19 protein-coding genes are annotated in these 15,802 nt (G+C 69.8%); 6 read left to right on the forward strand and 13 right to left on the reverse strand.

The genetic code is table 11. The features are described from left to right. Positions 1–7: 7 nt before the first annotated feature. Both PGN23_RS17585 and PGN23_RS17590 read right to left on the reverse strand, forming a co-directional pair. The gene (locus tag PGN23_RS17585) at positions 8–2,317 is read right to left on the reverse strand and encodes a TonB-dependent siderophore receptor (protein ID WP_335304391.1); all 2,310 of its coding nucleotides are present in this window, start codon (positions 2,315–2,317) and stop codon (positions 8–10) included. A gap of 257 nt (positions 2,318–2,574) precedes the next feature. Then, entirely contained in the window at positions 2,575–3,543 is a 969-nt protein-coding gene (locus PGN23_RS17590) for a LysR family transcriptional regulator (RefSeq protein WP_335304392.1), read from the reverse strand. A gap of 157 nt (positions 3,544–3,700) precedes the next feature. Here PGN23_RS17590 and PGN23_RS17595 point away from each other — a divergent pair, with 157 nt between their 5' ends. Beyond that, complete coding sequence (locus PGN23_RS17595) at positions 3,701–4,468, forward strand: SDR family oxidoreductase (protein WP_335304394.1); 768 nt, start codon at positions 3,701–3,703, stop codon at positions 4,466–4,468. Next, positions 4,468–5,421, forward strand: a complete 954-nt coding sequence (locus PGN23_RS17600; protein WP_443019819.1) for a glycosidase — start codon at positions 4,468–4,470, stop codon at positions 5,419–5,421. The genes PGN23_RS17595 and PGN23_RS17600 overlap by 1 nt, the downstream gene beginning before the upstream one ends. Positions 5,422–5,424: 3 nt before the next feature. Here PGN23_RS17600 and PGN23_RS17605 read toward each other — a convergent pair whose 3' ends face one another. Both PGN23_RS17605 and PGN23_RS17610 read right to left on the reverse strand, forming a co-directional pair. Further along, complete coding sequence (locus tag PGN23_RS17605) at positions 5,425–5,919, reverse strand: hypothetical protein (protein WP_335304397.1); 495 nt, start codon at positions 5,917–5,919, stop codon at positions 5,425–5,427. A gap of 16 nt (positions 5,920–5,935) precedes the next feature. Then, the gene (locus PGN23_RS17610) at positions 5,936–6,292 is read right to left on the reverse strand and encodes a GntR family transcriptional regulator (protein ID WP_335304399.1); all 357 of its coding nucleotides are present in this window, start codon (positions 6,290–6,292) and stop codon (positions 5,936–5,938) included. Positions 6,293–6,418: 126 nt separating this feature from the next. Between PGN23_RS17610 and PGN23_RS17615 the strand changes: the two genes are divergently transcribed. The 3 genes from PGN23_RS17615 to PGN23_RS17625 are packed head-to-tail and all read left to right on the forward strand — an operon-like array spanning position 6,419 to position 7,877. Beyond that, positions 6,419–7,090 (forward strand): glutathione S-transferase family protein, encoded by a 672-nt coding sequence (locus PGN23_RS17615; protein WP_335304400.1) that lies wholly within the window; start codon positions 6,419–6,421, stop codon positions 7,088–7,090. After that, positions 7,090–7,461, forward strand: a complete 372-nt coding sequence (locus PGN23_RS17620; protein WP_335304402.1) for a tRNA-binding protein — start codon at positions 7,090–7,092, stop codon at positions 7,459–7,461. Before PGN23_RS17615 ends, PGN23_RS17620 begins: the two co-directional genes overlap by 1 nt. Further along, on the forward strand, positions 7,461–7,877 hold the full coding sequence (locus PGN23_RS17625; protein WP_335304403.1) for a secondary thiamine-phosphate synthase enzyme YjbQ: 417 nt from the start codon (positions 7,461–7,463) through the stop codon (positions 7,875–7,877). The genes PGN23_RS17620 and PGN23_RS17625 overlap by 1 nt, the downstream gene beginning before the upstream one ends. Before the next feature lie 116 nt (positions 7,878–7,993). Here the strand turns inward: PGN23_RS17625 and PGN23_RS17630 are convergent, their stop codons facing one another. Continuing rightward, a complete protein-coding gene (locus PGN23_RS17630; RefSeq protein ID WP_335304404.1) occupies positions 7,994–8,722 on the reverse strand; it encodes a class I SAM-dependent methyltransferase in 729 nt (242 codons plus the stop codon). Positions 8,723–8,725: 3 nt separating this feature from the next. Further along, positions 8,726–9,148, reverse strand: a complete 423-nt coding sequence (locus PGN23_RS17635; RefSeq protein WP_335304405.1) for a GtrA family protein — start codon at positions 9,146–9,148, stop codon at positions 8,726–8,728. A 94-nt stretch (positions 9,149–9,242) separates the two neighbouring features. Here PGN23_RS17635 and PGN23_RS17640 point away from each other — a divergent pair, with 94 nt between their 5' ends. After that, entirely contained in the window at positions 9,243–11,012 is a 1,770-nt protein-coding gene (locus tag PGN23_RS17640) for an AcrB/AcrD/AcrF family protein (protein WP_335304406.1), read from the forward strand. Between the two features lie 101 nt (positions 11,013–11,113). On the opposite strand, the gene PGN23_RS17645 is transcribed toward PGN23_RS17640, so the two are convergent. The 7 genes from PGN23_RS17645 to PGN23_RS17675 form a co-directional block, all read right to left on the reverse strand. Beyond that, positions 11,114–11,731, reverse strand: coding sequence for a MarC family protein (locus PGN23_RS17645; protein WP_335304407.1), 618 nt, complete (start codon positions 11,729–11,731; stop codon positions 11,114–11,116). Further along, positions 11,728–12,492, reverse strand: a complete 765-nt coding sequence (locus PGN23_RS17650; RefSeq protein ID WP_335304408.1) for a hypothetical protein — start codon at positions 12,490–12,492, stop codon at positions 11,728–11,730. Before PGN23_RS17650 ends, PGN23_RS17645 begins: the two co-directional genes overlap by 4 nt. Continuing rightward, on the reverse strand, positions 12,489–13,358 hold the full coding sequence (locus tag PGN23_RS17655; protein WP_335304409.1) for a bifunctional 5,10-methylenetetrahydrofolate dehydrogenase/5,10-methenyltetrahydrofolate cyclohydrolase: 870 nt from the start codon (positions 13,356–13,358) through the stop codon (positions 12,489–12,491). The genes PGN23_RS17650 and PGN23_RS17655 overlap by 4 nt, the downstream gene beginning before the upstream one ends. Next, positions 13,355–13,657 carry a DUF167 domain-containing protein gene (locus tag PGN23_RS17660; RefSeq protein ID WP_335304641.1) on the reverse strand — a complete coding sequence of 101 codons (303 nt, stop codon included), beginning with the start codon at positions 13,655–13,657 and terminating at the stop codon, positions 13,355–13,357. The genes PGN23_RS17655 and PGN23_RS17660 overlap by 4 nt, the downstream gene beginning before the upstream one ends. Then, the gene (locus PGN23_RS17665; protein WP_335304642.1) at positions 13,654–13,956 is read right to left on the reverse strand and encodes a YggT family protein; all 303 of its coding nucleotides are present in this window, start codon (positions 13,954–13,956) and stop codon (positions 13,654–13,656) included. Before PGN23_RS17665 ends, PGN23_RS17660 begins: the two co-directional genes overlap by 4 nt. Before the next feature lie 267 nt (positions 13,957–14,223). Further along, positions 14,224–15,135 carry an acetylglutamate kinase gene (gene argB / locus PGN23_RS17670; protein WP_335304410.1) on the reverse strand — a complete coding sequence of 304 codons (912 nt, stop codon included), beginning with the start codon at positions 15,133–15,135 and terminating at the stop codon, positions 14,224–14,226. A 26-nt stretch (positions 15,136–15,161) separates the two neighbouring features. Then, entirely contained in the window at positions 15,162–15,800 is a 639-nt protein-coding gene (locus PGN23_RS17675) for a queuosine precursor transporter (protein WP_335304411.1), read from the reverse strand. Positions 15,801–15,802: the final 2 nt, after the last annotated feature.

Consider the following 15,802-nt stretch of genomic DNA (forward strand, 5'->3'; position numbering starts at 1 on the left):
GATCGACTCAGAAGAAGCGGTAGCCGACCGTAAGCCGCCAGTTGCGCGGTTCCAGTACCGGCACCGCACTGTTCGAGAAGGTCGGGCCGTAATTGACCCGGTCGAACACGTTGCGCACGCCCAGGTTCAGGTCGAAGCGGCCGACCTTGGCGAAGAGGTTGAGGTCCACCTGCCGCGTCCCGGGCACGAACAGCGTTCCACGGGTGTCCACCGCCGAGCTGGAGCTGCCGTACAACCCGCCGGCGAAGCCCAGGCTGTTCTCGCCGCCGATCTTCTTGGTGTAGTTCAGGAAGACGCTGTACTGGTCGCGCGGCTGCGCCGCTATGACGTTGCCGAACTCCAGCGGCTCGATGTTGCTGAAGTCGGTCCGAACGAAGCTCGCCTGCGCGGTCAGCCCGGGCAGGATGGTGCCGGTGATGTTGAAGTCGACGCCCTTGCTCTCCTGCCCCGGCTGCGCGATCAGGAAGTCGGGGTTCCTTGGATTGGTGACGAGGACGTTGCTCTGGCGGATCACGAAATAGGACAGGTTCACGACCGCGCGGTCGTTGAACAGGTCCCATTTCAGGCCCCCTTCCAGATTGCGCGACCTGATGTCCGGCAGCGCGTTGCCCTCCGCGTCGAGCAGGATCGTCGGGACGTAGCCGTAGACCAGATTGCCGAAGAGCGAGAGGTTCTTGGTGACGTCCAGCACCGCGCCGAAGTCCGGCGTCGTCCCGTCCCCCGCCTCGGAGGTGTTGAACCGGCTGGTCGCGCCGCGGAACACGGTCGTCTTCGTCTCGTTGCGGCGCACGCCCGCCAGCAGCGTCAGCTTCCAGAATTCGGCGACGTACTGGCCGTACTGGCCGAACTGGGTGTTGGTGACGGTGTTCCTGAAGTCGAAATTGCCGGTCGGGATCGGGATCACCCTCGGCGTCAGGAGGTTGACGACGTCGGTGAACCCGCCGTCGACGTTGAACTGTGTCGTCTTGTTCCAGGTCTTCGTCAGGCCGGCGATGATCGAGTGCTTGACCGGACCCGTCGTGAAGGTGGCGCGGGCGTAGCCGTCGACCGCGTCGCCGGTGCCGCGCTGGCGGTTGCGAAGGGCGGAGACGAACGCGTCGCCGGGCTCCGCCGGGATCAGGCCGAACGGCGCCACCGACGCATTGTCGAATTGCTGCACCTCGTGCTGGCCGCGAAGGACCAGCGTCAGCCAGCTCGCCACCTGCTGCGTCGCATCGCCGAACAGGCGGGTGCTCGATACCTGGAAATACTGGTCGCGGCCCAGGATCGGCTGGTCGACCGGGCGGTCGATGATTCGGCCGGTGGCGAAGTTGAAGACGGTATAGGCGGGCCGTCCGAAAATCTGGTTTGCCGCGGAGGCGCCGAGCAGCACGTCGGTATTGCCGTTCTTGAAGCGGATCGACGGCGCGAACAGATAATCCTCGTCGCCGCGATAGCCGCCGTAGTTGCGGTCCGCGGTCGCCGCGACCGCGATGACGCGCGCGCTCAGCGTCTTGGCGTCGTTGATCGCGTTGTTGGCGTCGATCGTCAGCCGCGCCTGCCCGAACGATCCGGTCTGCGCCGTCGCGGTCAGCAGCGGCTGCGCGAACGGCCTCTTGGTCACGATGTTGACCGTACCGCCCAGGTTGCCGCGCCCGGCGAGCAGCGCGTCGGGGCCCTTGAGCACCTCGATCCGCTCGATATTGGCGACCGGCTGCGTGATGCCGGCGGCGGTGCCCAGGTTGCTCGCCGCGGGCAGGCCGTTGAGGATGCCGCCGGCCGCGAAGCCGCGTACCGAATAGCTGACGCCGCCCTGCACCGCCGATCCGTTGACGCGGACGCCGCCCGCGTTGCGCAGCGCGTCGAACACGGTCAGCGCCTGCTGGTCCTCGATCGTCTTGCTGGTGATGACCTGCGTGTTGCGCGACTGTTCGCGCAGCGACCGGCCGGTACGGGTGGAGGTGGTCGCGCGGTTGGCCAGCGCGTCGACCTCCGCCTCGTCACGCCGTGCGATCACCTGGATATCGCCCGATACCAGCAGGACGCCGTCGCGCTCCTCGATCGCCAGTCCGGAGCCGGCGATCGCGGCGGCCACCGCGGCGCGCGCGCTGCGGGCCCCCTCGACCGGGTTCGACGTCCGGTCCGCGACCGCGTCGGGATCGAATTCGATCCGGCGTCCGCTCTGCTCGGCGATTCGTTGCAGCGCCTGCGCCAGCGGCTGCGCGGGGACGGTGATGCGGCGCGATTGCGCGCTGGCGGTCGGCGGCAGGAGAACGGCCGTGCCGATGGTGCCGCCCAGCAGAAGCGACGAGAGGACGATGGATCGTTTCGTGCGCATTGTCTTTCCCCCCTGTTGACCAGCCACGCGCCGCCGGCGGTGCCGACCGCACGCGGCCGGGCACCCATGCGTCGTGGCATGGTTTGAAGACCGGCCCCTTCGACTGCCGGATGACTGCATCGGCCTGATGCCCGGATGCCCCCTGCTGCGGCAAAGAGGCATGCATCACGTCCTTCGACGCCCGTGACCTTCTTTTGCTGCGATGCCGAGTTTCGCCCAATCACCCGGCAACACAAATCAATAATGGTGATGGGCCATCAACGCGATTGATGCCAGCGGTTGTCGGTCGGCCCCTTGCGGGCCAGCACGTCGAGGATCCGCGCCATGAGCCACCGGATCATCGGGTCGGTGCCGCGATGCTCCTGCCACTGCGCCACGACCGGGGGCAGCGTGAATTCGCCGGGCAGCTTGAGCAGCTGGAGCGGCCACATCGCGGCATGGAACTGCGCCAGCCAGCTCGCGGCGGTGACGATCAGGTCGGTGCCGACCGCCAGCCGCGGCAGCGCCGAGTGCAGCCCGGTGCGGACCACGATCCGCCGCGCGCTGAAGATCGATTCGTCGAGGATCGCGCCGAACTCGTTGCGCTCGATGCGCTCGAACAGCGCGGCGTGACGACCGCCCAGGAACTGCTCGCGGTCGAGCGAACCGACCGCCGCGAGCGGATGCCGGTTCCAGACCATCGCCACCACGCCCTGATCGAACAGCGGCCGCGACGCCAGCGCGCGGCTCGCGAATTGTCCGGGGACCAGCGCCATGTCGGCACCGCGCTCGAACATCCGTTCGGTGCCGCCGTGATCGAACGGCATCAGGTCCACCTTCAGACCGGGGGCCTGCTGCAACAACGACGGCACCACATGGCTCAGCAGCAGCAGCTGCACCGACTCCGGCGCCGCGATCGTCACGGTCCGCTCGGTGGTGGCCGGGTCGAACTGCATCGTCAGGTGGAAGGCATCGTCCGCCTCGCGCAGCAGGCGGCGGGTCCGCCCGCGCAGCGCCTCGGCCAGCGGGGTCAGCTGGCGCTGTCCCCCCGCATAGCTCACCAGCCGGTCAGCGAACTGGATGCGCAGCTTGCGCAGCGCCATGCTCATCGCCGGCTGGCTGAGGGACACCATTCGTCCCGCCGCGGTCAGCGTGGGAGCGTGCAGGATGGCGTCGAGCGCGTAGAGATCGTTCAGATTGACGCGGCGCAGGGGACGATCATCGGCAAAACGTTCGTCGGCGTCCATGCGGCACGTATTTCCGGGAATCGAAAGCTTTGGTCAATCCGGAGGTCGCGGCGGCCGACCGTCCGATCTGACGCGCTGCGCGGCGCTCCGGCGTCGTCGTGCCACCAACCCCCCGCCCGTTCGTTATCCCGCCGCGACAGCATGGAGGCGCGCGGCGATGACGGGGCGGACGGTGGTGGTGACGGGGGCGGAATCGGGTATCGGGGCCGCGTGCGCCGCCGCCTTCGGCGGGCTGGGCGACCGCGTCGCCGTCCTCTACTTCGCCGACGCCGCCGCTGCCGAGCGAACCGCCGGTGCCGTCCGCGACCGCGGCGGCAAGGCGATGACCGTCCAGGCGCATGTCGATGACGAGGGGTCGGTCGATGCCGCCTTCGCCGCGGTCGAACGCGCGTGGGGACCACCCGACGTGCTCGTCAATTCCGCCGGGCTGAACATGAGCGGGGTGACCGTCCGGACGATGCAGCTCGCCCAGTGGCGGCGGCTGATCGACACCGACCTGACCGGCGCGTTCCTCACCTCGCGCCGTTTCCTGACCGGACGCGGCGAGACGAAGCGCGACGCGGCGATCATCCACATCTCCTCGATCCACGCCTATGCCGTGCGCGCGGGCGGGGCGGATTATTGCGCGGCCAAGGGCGGGCTGTCGAACCTGGTCGAGACGCTGGCGATCGAGGAGGCGCCGCGCGGCATCCGCGTCAACGCGATCGAACCGGGCATGATCCTGACCCCGATGAACGCGCGCGCGCAAAGCGACGCCGCCTATCGCGCAAGCCTGGAGCGCAACATCCCCATGGGCCGCGCCGGCGATCCGGCGGAGGTGGCCGATCTGGCGGTATTCCTCGCCTCCGACCGGGCGCGCTACATCACCGGCGCGCGGATCGTCATCGACGGCGGGCTGTCGCTGATGCAGGCGGTGGGCGCATGATGCACGGCACCGCCGCCACCGCCGATCCGCACCGCAAGGACGATGTGGCGCCCAGCGACATCGAGCTCGATTTCAACGTCAGGCGGATCGACACCGTCGCGCTGGACGGCCCGCCGGCGCTGATGGCGCGCGACCTGATGAGCCCGTTCGTCTGGCGCGAGGACGACGGGCGATGGGGCATCATGGTGCGCGCGGTCACGCGCCCCGGCGAGCCGATGGTCGATACCGGGCAGATCTGGGCCGGGTGGAGCGACGACGGGCGCCGCTTCGCGATGCTCGACGCGCCATCGATCGTCCCCGGACCCGACGCGCATGATGCGGGCGGGGTGGAGGATCCCACCGTCGTTCGCACCGCGGACGGCTATGTCGTCTATTATTCGGGCGTCCTCGCCGATCATGCGCATGGCGAATTGTCCTACGCGACGGGCCCCGCGCTCGACCGGCTGGTCAAGAGCGGCGTCGCGCTCGCCTCGTCCAAGTCGGAGGGCAATACGAAGGAGGCGACGGTCGATCGCAGCGACGACGGGCGCTGGCGGCTGTTCTACGAATATGCCGCGGACGACGCGTCGCGCATCGGGCTGGCCATCGGCGCGGGCGTGGCGGGGCCGTGGACCGAGCAGCCGACGCCCTTCATGCCGCGCGAGGACAGCTGGGACGACTGGCATCTGTCGACCGGGCCGCTGCTGCGCGACGATCCGGCGATGCCGGTGATGTTCTACAACGGCGCGACGCGCGACGCGCGCTGGCGGATCGGCTGGGTCGCGTTCGACGCCGATTACACCCGCGTCGTCGCGCGCGGCATCCAGCCGCTCGTCACCCCGCCCCCGGTCGACGACCGCAGCGCGACGGACATCGCCTTCGCCGCCTCGGTCGTGGTCGCGGACGGCGCGATCTGGCTCTATTATTCGCTGGAGGACCGCCGGCTGGCGCGCGCGCTCATCCGGCGGAGTTGACGCCTATTCCCCCGACGGACAACCGCCCTCGGGGTTCGGCCCCGCCCCCTGCGGGTACCAGCGCGCCTCCTGCGCATCCTGATCGTAATAGCATACCGCCGCGGTCCGCGCATCCGGCGTCACCGCGATCGCCCAATTGTGCGGCCCGCAATTGTGCGGCTCGCAGGCGTAGGACAGCACCCGCCCCTCGACCAGCGCGATCGGGGTCGCGGTCGCCTCCGCATCCAGCACGCGCTCGCGGATACCCGGATCGGGGACCGCGGACGCGACCGCCGCGCGCACCGCCGGGTCCGACAGGAAGCTGCTCGTGCCCACCGTGTCGCTGGGATAGCTGCCGACGTAGCGGGTCAGCGCACCTGCCGCCGCGCTCGCCGTCGCGCCGGGCGATGCGGAGGGGGACGGCGTGGGCGTCGCGGCCGGCGGGGGTGCTGGCTGCTGCTGGCAGGCGGCGAGCAGCAGCGCACCGCCCGCGGCGATCGAAAGCGAACGACGTGTCATCCGCGCGACCATAACGTCACGCGGGACGGCGTTCCAGCAGGTCCGCCGCATCCAGCCCGAGCAGCTCGATCCGCTCGCGGATGCGCGGCCATTGCTGCGCCACGAAATCGGCGCGCTCCGCATCGCGCAGCCGCTCCGCCGCGCCCGCCAGCACGAACATGCCGACGCCGCGTCGCACCTCGACATAGCCATCGTCCTGAAAGCTCTGATACGCCTTGGCCACGGTCAGCGGGTTCGCGCCATGCTCGGCCGCCAGCGCGCGGACCGAGGGCAGCTGGTCGCCCGCGCCATATTCCCCGCGCAGGATCGCCGCCGCGATCGTGCCGCGCAGGCGGAGGTATACGGGGGAGTCGTCGCTGCTGAGCGCTGCCATGGTGCCTTAATACAGCAACTGGCCAAGGAGTCGACCCGCCCGATGCGTCGCACGGCGCGCCTGCGTCGATCAATTCCCATGTAAGCGCTTCCCCCGCCCCGCCCTTTGCGCCTAACAGCACGGGCTATGTGGCAGCTCTATCAGTTCCCGCTGTGTCCCTTCACGCGCAAGCTGCGCACGCTCCTGAACGAAAAGGACGTGGGCTATCAGCTGGTGCGCGAGAATCCGTGGGAACGCCGCGACGCCTTCGTCGACATGAACCCCGCCGGGCAGACCCCGGTGATGACCGATCACGAGCGCGGCATCGTGCTGGTCGATTCGATGGCGATCTGCGAATATTTCGAGGAAACGGTGGAGCGCGCCGCGATGATCAACGGCACCGCCGCCGATCGCGCGGAGATTCGCCGGCTGGTCGCGTGGTTCGACACGCATTTCCACCGCGACGTGACGCAGCCGCTGCTCGACGAGCGGATGATGAAGCGCATCGTCCACCGCATGACCCCCGATGCGTCGCGCCTGCGCGAGGCGATGAAGAGCGCGGTCGGGCACCTCGATTACATTGATTTCCTCCTCGATCACCGCAAATGGATCGCCGGGTCGACGATCAGCCTCGCCGATCTCGCCGCGGCGGCACAGATTTCGGTCGCCGACTATCTCGGCGGGATCGACTGGACCGGGCATGCGCATACCAAGGCGTGGTATTCCGCATTCAAGAGCCGGCGCAGCTTCCGCCCGCTGCTGGCCGAGCGGATCAGCGGGATCGAGCCGCCCAATTACTACGAGAACCCGGATTTCTGATGCACGTCACGCATGACGCCGATGCGGGGGCCGCGCCGCCGATCACCTTCGACGATTTCCTGAGGGTCGACATCCGCGTCGGCACGATCGTCGCGGCCGAGCCGTTTCCGGAGACGCGCAAGCCCGCCTTCAAGCTGACGATCGACTTCGGCCCGACGCTGGGGACGAAGCGGTCCTCGGCGCAGATCACCGAACATTACACCTGCGAGGCGCTGATCGGGCGGCAGGTCGCCGCGGTGGTCAACTTCCCCCCGCGCCAGATCGGCAAGTTCATGTCGCAGGTCTTCACGCTCGGCTTCCCCGATGCCGACGGCAAGGTCGTGCTGGTGTCGCCAGACGTCACCGTGCCCGACGGCGGGCGGCTGTTCTGATGCGGCAGGCGCAGTCCGTGCTGACGATCGCGACGCGCGGTCAGGGACTGGTCGAGATCACCGCCGAGGTCGCGCGCTGGGTCGCCGCGCAGGGGATGGAAACGGGGCTGTTGACGGTCTTCTGCCGCCACACCTCCGCCTCGCTGCTCATCAACGAGAATGCGGCGCCTGCGGTACGCCGCGACCTGGAGCGCTATTTCGCGAAGCTGGCACCCGAGTCGCGCGAATACGAACACGACGACGAGGGGCCCGACGACATGCCCGCCCATCTGAAGACCGCGCTGACCGACGTATCGCTATCGATCCCGGTCGCGAACGGGCGGATGACGCTCGGCACGTGGCAGGGCCTGTACCTCTTCGAACACCGCACCGCCCCGCACCGGCGGCAGGTGGTGTTGCATATGATGGGGGAGTGATCGAACCGAGCCCCTCCCCTTCAGGGGAGGGGTAGGGGGTGGGGGTAGCCTCGCAGAGACCTCCGCCCGTGACTGCCCCAACCCAACCCCTCCCCTGAAGGGGAGGGGCTCTCGCCTCACCCCCGCTCCGCCAGCGTCAGGATCGACACCCCGATCGGCATCGGCACCCGCCCGACCAGAAACCGTTCGGCGCGGAAAATCCGCTCGAACAGCGCGTTGAGCGGCGCGGCCGGGGGCGAATCGTCGCTGTCGTCGCGCCCCGTGACCCGCCCCGCGACGCGCGCCGCCGCCGCCAGCGGGAACAGCAGCGAGTTGAAATAGGTCAGCCCGCGCTCCTTCAGCCCCGCCGCCCGGATCGCCTTGACCAGCGTGTCCTTCGAATAGCGGCGGTGGTGGTGGTTCACGACGTCGTGCGCGCTCCACATCCACTGGTGCGCCGGCACCGCGATCAGCACCTTGCCGCCGGGCGCCAGGCAGTCGCGCATCGCGGCCAGCGCGGCGACATCGTCCGCGATATGCTCGACCACGTCCAGCACCGCGATCAGGTCGTAGCTGCCGCGCGGCACGCCCGGCAGCTCGGGCAGCGGCGCCTCGCCCACCGGGCGGCCCAGCCGCTGGCTGGCGACCGCGCGCGCGGCGGGATCGATCTCGATCGCGTCGACGGTGCCGAACTGCGCCAGCATCGCCAGGTTGTGCCCGGTGCCGCACCCGATCTCCAGGATCGACGCGTCCCGGGGCAGCGCGGCGTACCGCGTCAGATAGTCGGACAGGATGTCGCGCCGCGCGCGGTACCACCAATGGGTGGAATCATGCTCGGCCATGCGGTCGTAGACGCGGCGGTCCATGGTCTATCGAAAAACCCAGTTGCGTTGCAGCCAGAAGGTGAGCAGCGGCACCACCGAGACGGCGGGAACCAGCGGCCACCACGTCGGGCCGTGGAAGAAGGGGCCGGTGACCAGCACCCAGGTGAAGCCCTGCTGAAGCACGAACCCGAACAGCTGGACAAGGAAGAATCGACGCGCCGTCGCGGCATTGCGCGTGCCATAGCCGCGGAAGCTGACCGCGCCGTGCGCGAACCGCCCCAGCGTCGTCGCCGCCAGGAAGGCGATGACCACCGCCAGATTGGGGTTCATGACATAGGTGGCGAGCGGCCAGTAGATCGCGGCGTAGAAAGCGGTCATCGCCCCCCCGGTCACGCCGAAGCGGACCAGCTGCCAGAACGTCTCGCGGCGCGCCGGACTGACGAAGGAGGGGAAACGTAGCGCTGCCAAGAACCTTGCCCTTTGCGCGGGCAGGCGTAAGCACGCCGCCGCGAGGCGCCACTAATACCATGGCGCCGGTGAAGGAAGCCTTTTGACCCATCCGATGCTGAGACGCGCGGCGCAGCTGCTCGACCGCCGCTGGATCCGCCTGACGCTCTATGCCTGGGCGGTCATCATGGCGTGGTATCTGTGGAAGCGCTGGAATGCGATCCAGTGGCTGTCGCTGGGCGATACCGACGACAACATGCGGCTGATGCAGGTGCGCGGCCTCCTGAACGGGCAGGGCTGGTTCGACCTGCGCAACTACCGCCTGAACCCGCCCGCGGGGTTCGACATCCACTGGTCGCGGCTGGTCGACCTGCCGATCGCAGGCCTGATCGTGCTGCTCCGCCCGATCGTGGGCGTGGCGCAGGCGGAGCGGCTGGCGTGCGGCATCGCGCCGATGCTGCCGATGGGCGTCGCGCTGGTGGCGCTGGGCGCGACGGTCCGCCGGCTGGTGGCGCCGCTCGCCTGGCCGCTGGGCATCGCGCTGTTCCTCGCCACCACGGTGTGTCTGGGGATGTTCATGCCCGACCGCATCGATCACCACGGCTGGCAGCTGGCGATGCTGGCGGTCACGGTGGCGGGCCTGTGCGACCCGGCGCGCGCGCGTGGCGGTGCGCTGGTCGGCATCGCCACCGCGGTGTCGTTCACGATCGGGCTGGAGATGCTGCCCTATGCCGCGATGGCCGGCGCGATCATCGCGCTGTCGTGGGTATGGGACGCCGCGGAGCGCCCGCGGCTGATGGCCTATGCGCTGGCGCTCGGCGGCGGCACCGCGGCGGGCTATGCGGGCTTCACCTCCTATGCCAACCGCGTGCTGAGGTGCGACGCGCTGACCCCGGTGTGGCTCTCGACGATGGTGCTGGCGGGGGCGCTGCTGCTGGCGCTCGCGCTCTGGTCGCCGCGCCACGCCGGCGTGCGGCTCGCGCTGACCGTCGCGGCGGGCGCGGCGCTGGCGGGGTTCTTCGCGCTCGCCTTCCCGCAATGCCTGGGGCGGCCGGAGCAGGTGTCGCCCGAACTCTATGCCACCTGGCTCGCCAACGTGCGCGAGGCGAAGCCGATCTACAAGCATCCGTTGCGCGTCGCGCTGCCGATCGTCACGCTGCCGCTGATCGGGCTGATCGGCGCGATGCTGGCGACGTGGCGTGCGCGCTTCGACCGCCGCGTGCTCGGCTGGGCCTGCGTCGCGCTGTTCGGCGCGTTCGCCGCGCTGATGCTGCTGTGGCAGGCGCGCGCCGGGCCCGCGGCGCAGCTGCTCGCGATCCCCGGCGCGGCGGCGCTGGCGTGGATGCTGGTGCCGTGGCTGCTCGCCCCGCGCCACCGCTTCGTAAAGGGCTTCGCCGCGGTCGCCGCGTTCGTCGTGCTGTCGGGCTCGTTCGCGCAGCTGGCGATCGACTGGTTCCGGATCGATGCGCCCAAACCCTATGTCCAGCGCGTCAACCGCGCGACCGGGCGCTGCCTGACGATCCCCGCGATGGCGCCGCTCAACCGCATCCCGGCGCAGACGATGTTCACCTTCGTCGACCTCGGCCCGCGGCTCGTCACGCTGACGCACCACGACGCGATCGCGGGGCCGTACCACCGCAACGGCGACGCGATCCTGGACGTCCACCACGCCTTCGAACGCTCGCCGGACGAGGCGCGCGCGATCATGAAGCGCCACGGCGCGACGATCCTGCTGCTGTGCCCCGACATGGCCGAATCGACCAACTATCGCGCCAGGGCGCCCGCGGGCTTCTACAGCCGGCTGGCGAAGGGCGAGACGTTTGCGTGGCTGACGCCGGTCCCGCTGGCGAAGGGATCGCCGTTCCGCGCGTTCCGGATCGAATAGATGGCCGTCACCCCGGCCTTGAGCCGGGGTCCCGCTACCTTCGACACGCCGCTGAAGAAGCGGGACCCCGGATCAAGTCCGGGGTGACGGACGTGAGTAGGCTACTTCAACTGCTCCATCACCCCGTCGATCACGAACTGCACCGCCAGCGCCGCCAGCAGCACGCCCAGCAGCCGCGTGATGACCGCCTCGATCTTCGCCCCCAGCACGCGCATCAGCGGCCCCGCCGCCAGCAGCGACACCAGCATCAGCGCCAGGTTCGCCGCCAGCGCCGCCATCACCACCGCCGAATTGGTGGCGCCGTGCGCGCGCGCCATCAGCAGCATGACGGTCGCGATCGATCCCGGCCCCGCGATCATCGGCATCGCCATCGGAAAGATCGAGACGTCGTCGGCTTCCTCCGGAGAGATCTTCGACGCGCGATCCTCGCGCCGCTGGGTGCGCTTCTCGAAGACCATCTCCAGCGCGATCAGGAACAGCATGATCCCGCCCGCGATGCGAAAGCTGGCGAGCTCGATCCCCAGCCCGTGGAGCAGCGGCTCGCCGATGAAGGCGAAGGTCAGCAGGATGCCCGCCGCGACCATCACCGCGCGGATCGCCATCGCGCGACGATGCGCCGCGCTCGCGCCCGCGGTCAGCCCGGCGAAGATCGGCGCGCAGCCGGGCGGGTCGATCACCACGAAGAAAGTGACGAAGGCGGAGACGAACAGCTCGATCATGGCGTCACCCCTGTCGTCTCATACAGCACGATACGCCAGCCCCTCGCGCGCCCCTGCCACTGGCTGACGATCAGGTCGTGCGCGCCCGCCGCGCCCTTCAGCGGCGCACTGCGCCAGTGCAGCGTCCCGTCCTGGCTCTCGCCCGAGACTACCATGCCGGGAAGCGCCATTTCGGGCAGGTCGCGCGGCGCGCCGGTCGTCGGCATCGCATCGTCGCGCTGCACCGCCACGTCGTCGGCGAAGCCGTCGAGCGCGACGCGCGCCCGGTACCATTCCGCCTCGCTGCGCTCTGCCCCGCCGAACAGCGACATCAGCCGCCGGTTGCGGTCATCCACATCGGCATCGGTCGGCAGCGCGTCGCACACCGGACGGACATGGCGCACCGCCTGCGCCGCGGCGACCGGCTGCGGCGTGTCGCGGCCATGATCCATGATCCACCGCCAGCCGTCCTCGCGCCGAACCCACAATGTCGTGAAGGTGCCGTGCGCACCGCCTTCCGCGGTCCACGGGCCCGTCGTCACCGCGCGCTCGCCGTCGCACGAATCGAACACCGTCGCGGGCTGCCACTGCACCGACACCGGGGGGTCCTTGCGCCCCTTCAGCCAGTCCTGCGCCCGAACCGCCTGCGGCACGAACATCACCGCATCGTCCGCGGCATAGCGGCGGAATGCGGTCCACTGCCCCTTCACATGCGCGGTCGCGGCGAAGGCGCGCTCCGCGTCCACCGCGCTCGCCTGCGCGGCGAGCGCGAGCAGGATCACAGCCCCTCCGGCGCGGGCAGCCCGGCACGGCGATGCGCCGCGACCAGCGTGTTGCGCATCAACACCGCGATCGTCATCGGCCCCACCCCGCCGGGCACCGGCGTCATCGCGCCGGCGACCTCCGCCGCCGCCGGGTCGACGTCGCCGACCAGCCCGGCGTCGGTGCGGTTGATGCCGACGTCGATCACGGTCGCACCCGGCTTCACCCAGTCCGCCCTGACGAACGCCGGGATGCCCACCGCCGCCACGACGATATCGGCGCGGCGGACGTGACCGGCGACGTCGCGCGTGCGGCTGTGCACCGTGGTGACGGTGCAGCTTTCCTTCAGCAGCAGCTGCGCCATCGGCTTGCCGACGATGTTGGAGCGGCCGATCACGACCGCCTCCATCCCCGACAGCGACGCATGGCGGTCCTTGAGCAGCAGGATGCAGCCCAGCGGCGTGCACGGCACCAGCCCGTCCATCCCGGTCGCCAGCCGCCCGGCATTGACCGGGTGGAAGCCGTCGACATCCTTGTCCGGATCGATGCGGATCAGCACCGCCTGCTCGTCGATGTGGCGCGGCAGCGGCAGCTGGACCAGGATGCCGTCGACCGCATCGTCCGCGTTCAGCGCATCGACCAGCGCGATCAGCGCGTCCTGCGTGGTGTCGGCGGGCAGGCGATGCTCGATGCTCTCCATCCCCGAGGCGACCGTCGCCTTGCCCTTGGAGCGGACGTACACCGCGCTCGCGGCGTCCTCCCCCACCAGCACCACCGCCAGCCCCGGCCTGCGCCCGGCCCGTGCCGTGAACGTCGCCGCCGCCGCCCCCACGCGCTCGCGCAGCCCGGCCGCAAAGGCCTTCCCATCGATCATCGTCGCCGTCATGGGGCCGCCGCATAGAGCGCTGCGGCGATTTCCGCCAGCGCTGCGGCGTCGCCGGCGACCGTCACGCGCTTGATGCGCGCGCGATGCCCCGCCACCAGCGTCACGTCGCGCCGCGGCACCCCGAAATGATGCGCGACCAGCGCCACCAGCGCGTCGTTCGCCGCCCCGTCGACGGGCGCGGCGGCGAGCCGTGCGAGGAAATGCTCGCCGGTCCCCGCCAGCAGCGCGTCACGCCCGCCGCGCGGCGTCGCGCGGACCGCGATCGTCAGCCCCCGGGCGGTGGCCGCCCACGCACTCAGAGCGCGCCGCCCGCCATGATGCTGGTCGCGATGTTGTTCAGGATGATGTTGAAGATCACCAGCAGCAGCAGGACCACCATCGGCGCGAAATCGATCCCGCTGGTGTTCGGCAGGAAGCGGCGGATCGGCCGGTAGAGCGGCTCGGTCAGCCGATCGAGCCCGTCGTGCAGCGAGCGGATGAACGGGCTGGACGTATTGATGATGTTGAAGACGATCAGCAGCGACAGCACGAACTGGATCAGGATGACCCAGCGGACGACCTGGAAGATCACCTGAAGGATCTGGATAAGGGTCAACATCAGCACGCGGCGCGTCTCCGAAAGGGTGTGTGGCGGATATAGGGCACCGCGTTGGAGAAAGGAACATGTCCCCTCCTCATCACCCCGGACTTGATCCGGGGTCCCGCTTTCTCGCCACCGCCACAGCAGAAGCGGGACCCCGGCTCGTGTGGGACGTTTGCAAAAGGCGACGCCGTGCTCCTGCGTAGGCAGGAGCACGGCGTGGACTCGATGCCGTTGCACCCGTTTTGCAGAGGCCCGGCCCGTGTCCGGGATGACGGCGGACCTTTATGCCCCCCGCCGGATCAGCGTCCCCGCGCCGCGCTTCGTGAAGATCTCCAGCAGCATCGCATGCGGCACGCGCCCGTCCAGCACCACCGCGGCATCGACCCCCGCCTCGACCGCGGCGACGCACGTCTCCAGCTTGGGGATCATGCCGCCGCTGATCGTCCCGTCCTCGCGCAGCGCGCGCACCGCGGCGGGGTCGAGGTCGCTCATCAGCTGCCCCTGCTTGTCCAGCACGCCCGCGACGTCGGTCAGCAGGAAGAAGCGCTTGGCCCCCAGTGCCGCGGCGATCGCGCCCGCCATCGTGTCGGCGTTGATGTTATAGGTGTGCCCGTCCGCACCGATCCCGATCGGCGCGATCACCGGGATGATCCCGTCCGCGCTCAGCGTATCGATGAGGCGGCGGTCAACCGCGACCGGCTCGCCGACGAAGCCCAGGTCGACCTTGCGCTCGATCCCCTGCAACGGATCGGGGTCGGAGCGACCGACCTTTTCCGCCTGCACCAGCCCGCCGTCCTTGCCCGAAATGCCGACCGCACGTCCGCCCGCACGCCCGATCCAGCTGACGATCTCCTTGTTGATCGATCCCGCCAGGACCATCTCCGCGATCTGCGCCGTCTCCGCATCGGTCACGCGCAGCCCGTCGACGAACCGCGACTCGACCCCCAGCCGCTTGAGCATCCGCCCGATCTGCGGCCCCCCGCCGTGGACCACGACCGGGTTGATCCCGACCGCCTTCAGCAGCACGACGTCCTCGGCGAAATCCGCCTGCGCCTCGGGATCGCCCATCGCATGGCCGCCGTATTTCACGACGAAGGTCGCACCGGCATAGCGCTGGAGGTACGGCAGCGCCTCGACCAGCGTCTCGGCCTTCAGCGCGGGGGACAAGGAGGGAGAGGGGGTGGGATCGGTCATGCGCCGCGCCATAGCGACCGCAAGGGTCAGGCGTCCAGTCGCCGCCCCAGCCGCACGAAGAAGGTGATGAGCAGCGGCACCAGCACGATCGACAGCACGACCTTGGTCAGCATCTGCCCCGCCATCAGCGCCAGGATCGGCCGCTCGCCCAGGAACGAGATGCTGATGAACAGGACCGTGTCGACGATCTGGCTGACGATGCTGGCGATCATCCCGCGCCACCACGCGCCGCGCCCTTGGCCCGCCGACAGTTTCGAGAAGATCGCGACGTTCAGCGACTGCGAGATGCCGTAGGAGATCAGCCCCGCGATCATCATCCGCGCACTCTGCCCCACCACCACCGGGAACGCGTCGACGGCGGGCGGGTACATGCCGGGATCGTGCGGCAGGACCAGCACCAGCTGGATCAGCGCGGCGGACACCAGCAGCGGCACGAAGCCCAGCCGCACCAGCAACGTGGCGGTCCGCTGCCCGTGGAGTTCCGCGACCGCGCTCGACATCGCCACCAGCAGCAGGAACGCGAAGATCCCCGCCTCCACCGCCAGCGGCCCCAGCGCGACCTGCTTCACCCCCAGCACGCCCGCCATGCAGACCATCCCGCCGTACAGGATCGACAGCACGAACATCGAGCGCGCGATGGGCGGGGCGGTGGCGGCGGGTTCCATGC

It is taken from the genome of Sphingomonas adhaesiva (genome assembly GCF_036946125.1).
Lineage (GTDB): Bacteria > Pseudomonadota > Alphaproteobacteria > Sphingomonadales > Sphingomonadaceae > Sphingomonas > Sphingomonas adhaesiva_A.

Coding starts and splice junctions, on each gene's coding strand:
- PGN23_RS17585 (WP_335304391.1), bottom strand. CDS start 2,317: ATGCGCACGAAACGATCCATCGTCCTCTCGTCGCTTCTGCTGGGCGGC.
- PGN23_RS17590 (WP_335304392.1), bottom strand. CDS start 3,543: ATGGACGCCGACGAACGTTTTGCCGATGATCGTCCCCTGCGCCGCGTC.
- PGN23_RS17595 (WP_335304394.1), top strand. CDS start 3,701: ATGACGGGGCGGACGGTGGTGGTGACGGGGGCGGAATCGGGTATCGGG.
- PGN23_RS17600 (WP_443019819.1), top strand. CDS start 4,468: ATGCACGGCACCGCCGCCACCGCCGATCCGCACCGCAAGGACGATGTG.
- PGN23_RS17605 (WP_335304397.1), bottom strand. CDS start 5,919: ATGACACGTCGTTCGCTTTCGATCGCCGCGGGCGGTGCGCTGCTGCTC.
- PGN23_RS17610 (WP_335304399.1), bottom strand. CDS start 6,292: ATGGCAGCGCTCAGCAGCGACGACTCCCCCGTATACCTCCGCCTGCGC.
- PGN23_RS17615 (WP_335304400.1), top strand. CDS start 6,419: ATGTGGCAGCTCTATCAGTTCCCGCTGTGTCCCTTCACGCGCAAGCTG.
- PGN23_RS17620 (WP_335304402.1), top strand. CDS start 7,090: ATGCACGTCACGCATGACGCCGATGCGGGGGCCGCGCCGCCGATCACC.
- PGN23_RS17625 (WP_335304403.1), top strand. CDS start 7,461: ATGCGGCAGGCGCAGTCCGTGCTGACGATCGCGACGCGCGGTCAGGGA.
- PGN23_RS17630 (WP_335304404.1), bottom strand. CDS start 8,722: ATGGACCGCCGCGTCTACGACCGCATGGCCGAGCATGATTCCACCCAT.
- PGN23_RS17640 (WP_335304406.1), top strand. CDS start 9,243: ATGCTGAGACGCGCGGCGCAGCTGCTCGACCGCCGCTGGATCCGCCTG.
- PGN23_RS17645 (WP_335304407.1), bottom strand. CDS start 11,731: ATGATCGAGCTGTTCGTCTCCGCCTTCGTCACTTTCTTCGTGGTGATC.
- PGN23_RS17655 (WP_335304409.1), bottom strand. CDS start 13,358: ATGACGGCGACGATGATCGATGGGAAGGCCTTTGCGGCCGGGCTGCGC.
- PGN23_RS17665 (WP_335304642.1), bottom strand. CDS start 13,956: ATGTTGACCCTTATCCAGATCCTTCAGGTGATCTTCCAGGTCGTCCGC.
- argB (WP_335304410.1), bottom strand. CDS start 15,135: ATGACCGATCCCACCCCCTCTCCCTCCTTGTCCCCCGCGCTGAAGGCC.
- PGN23_RS17675 (WP_335304411.1), bottom strand. CDS start 15,800: ATGGAACCCGCCGCCACCGCCCCGCCCATCGCGCGCTCGATGTTCGTG.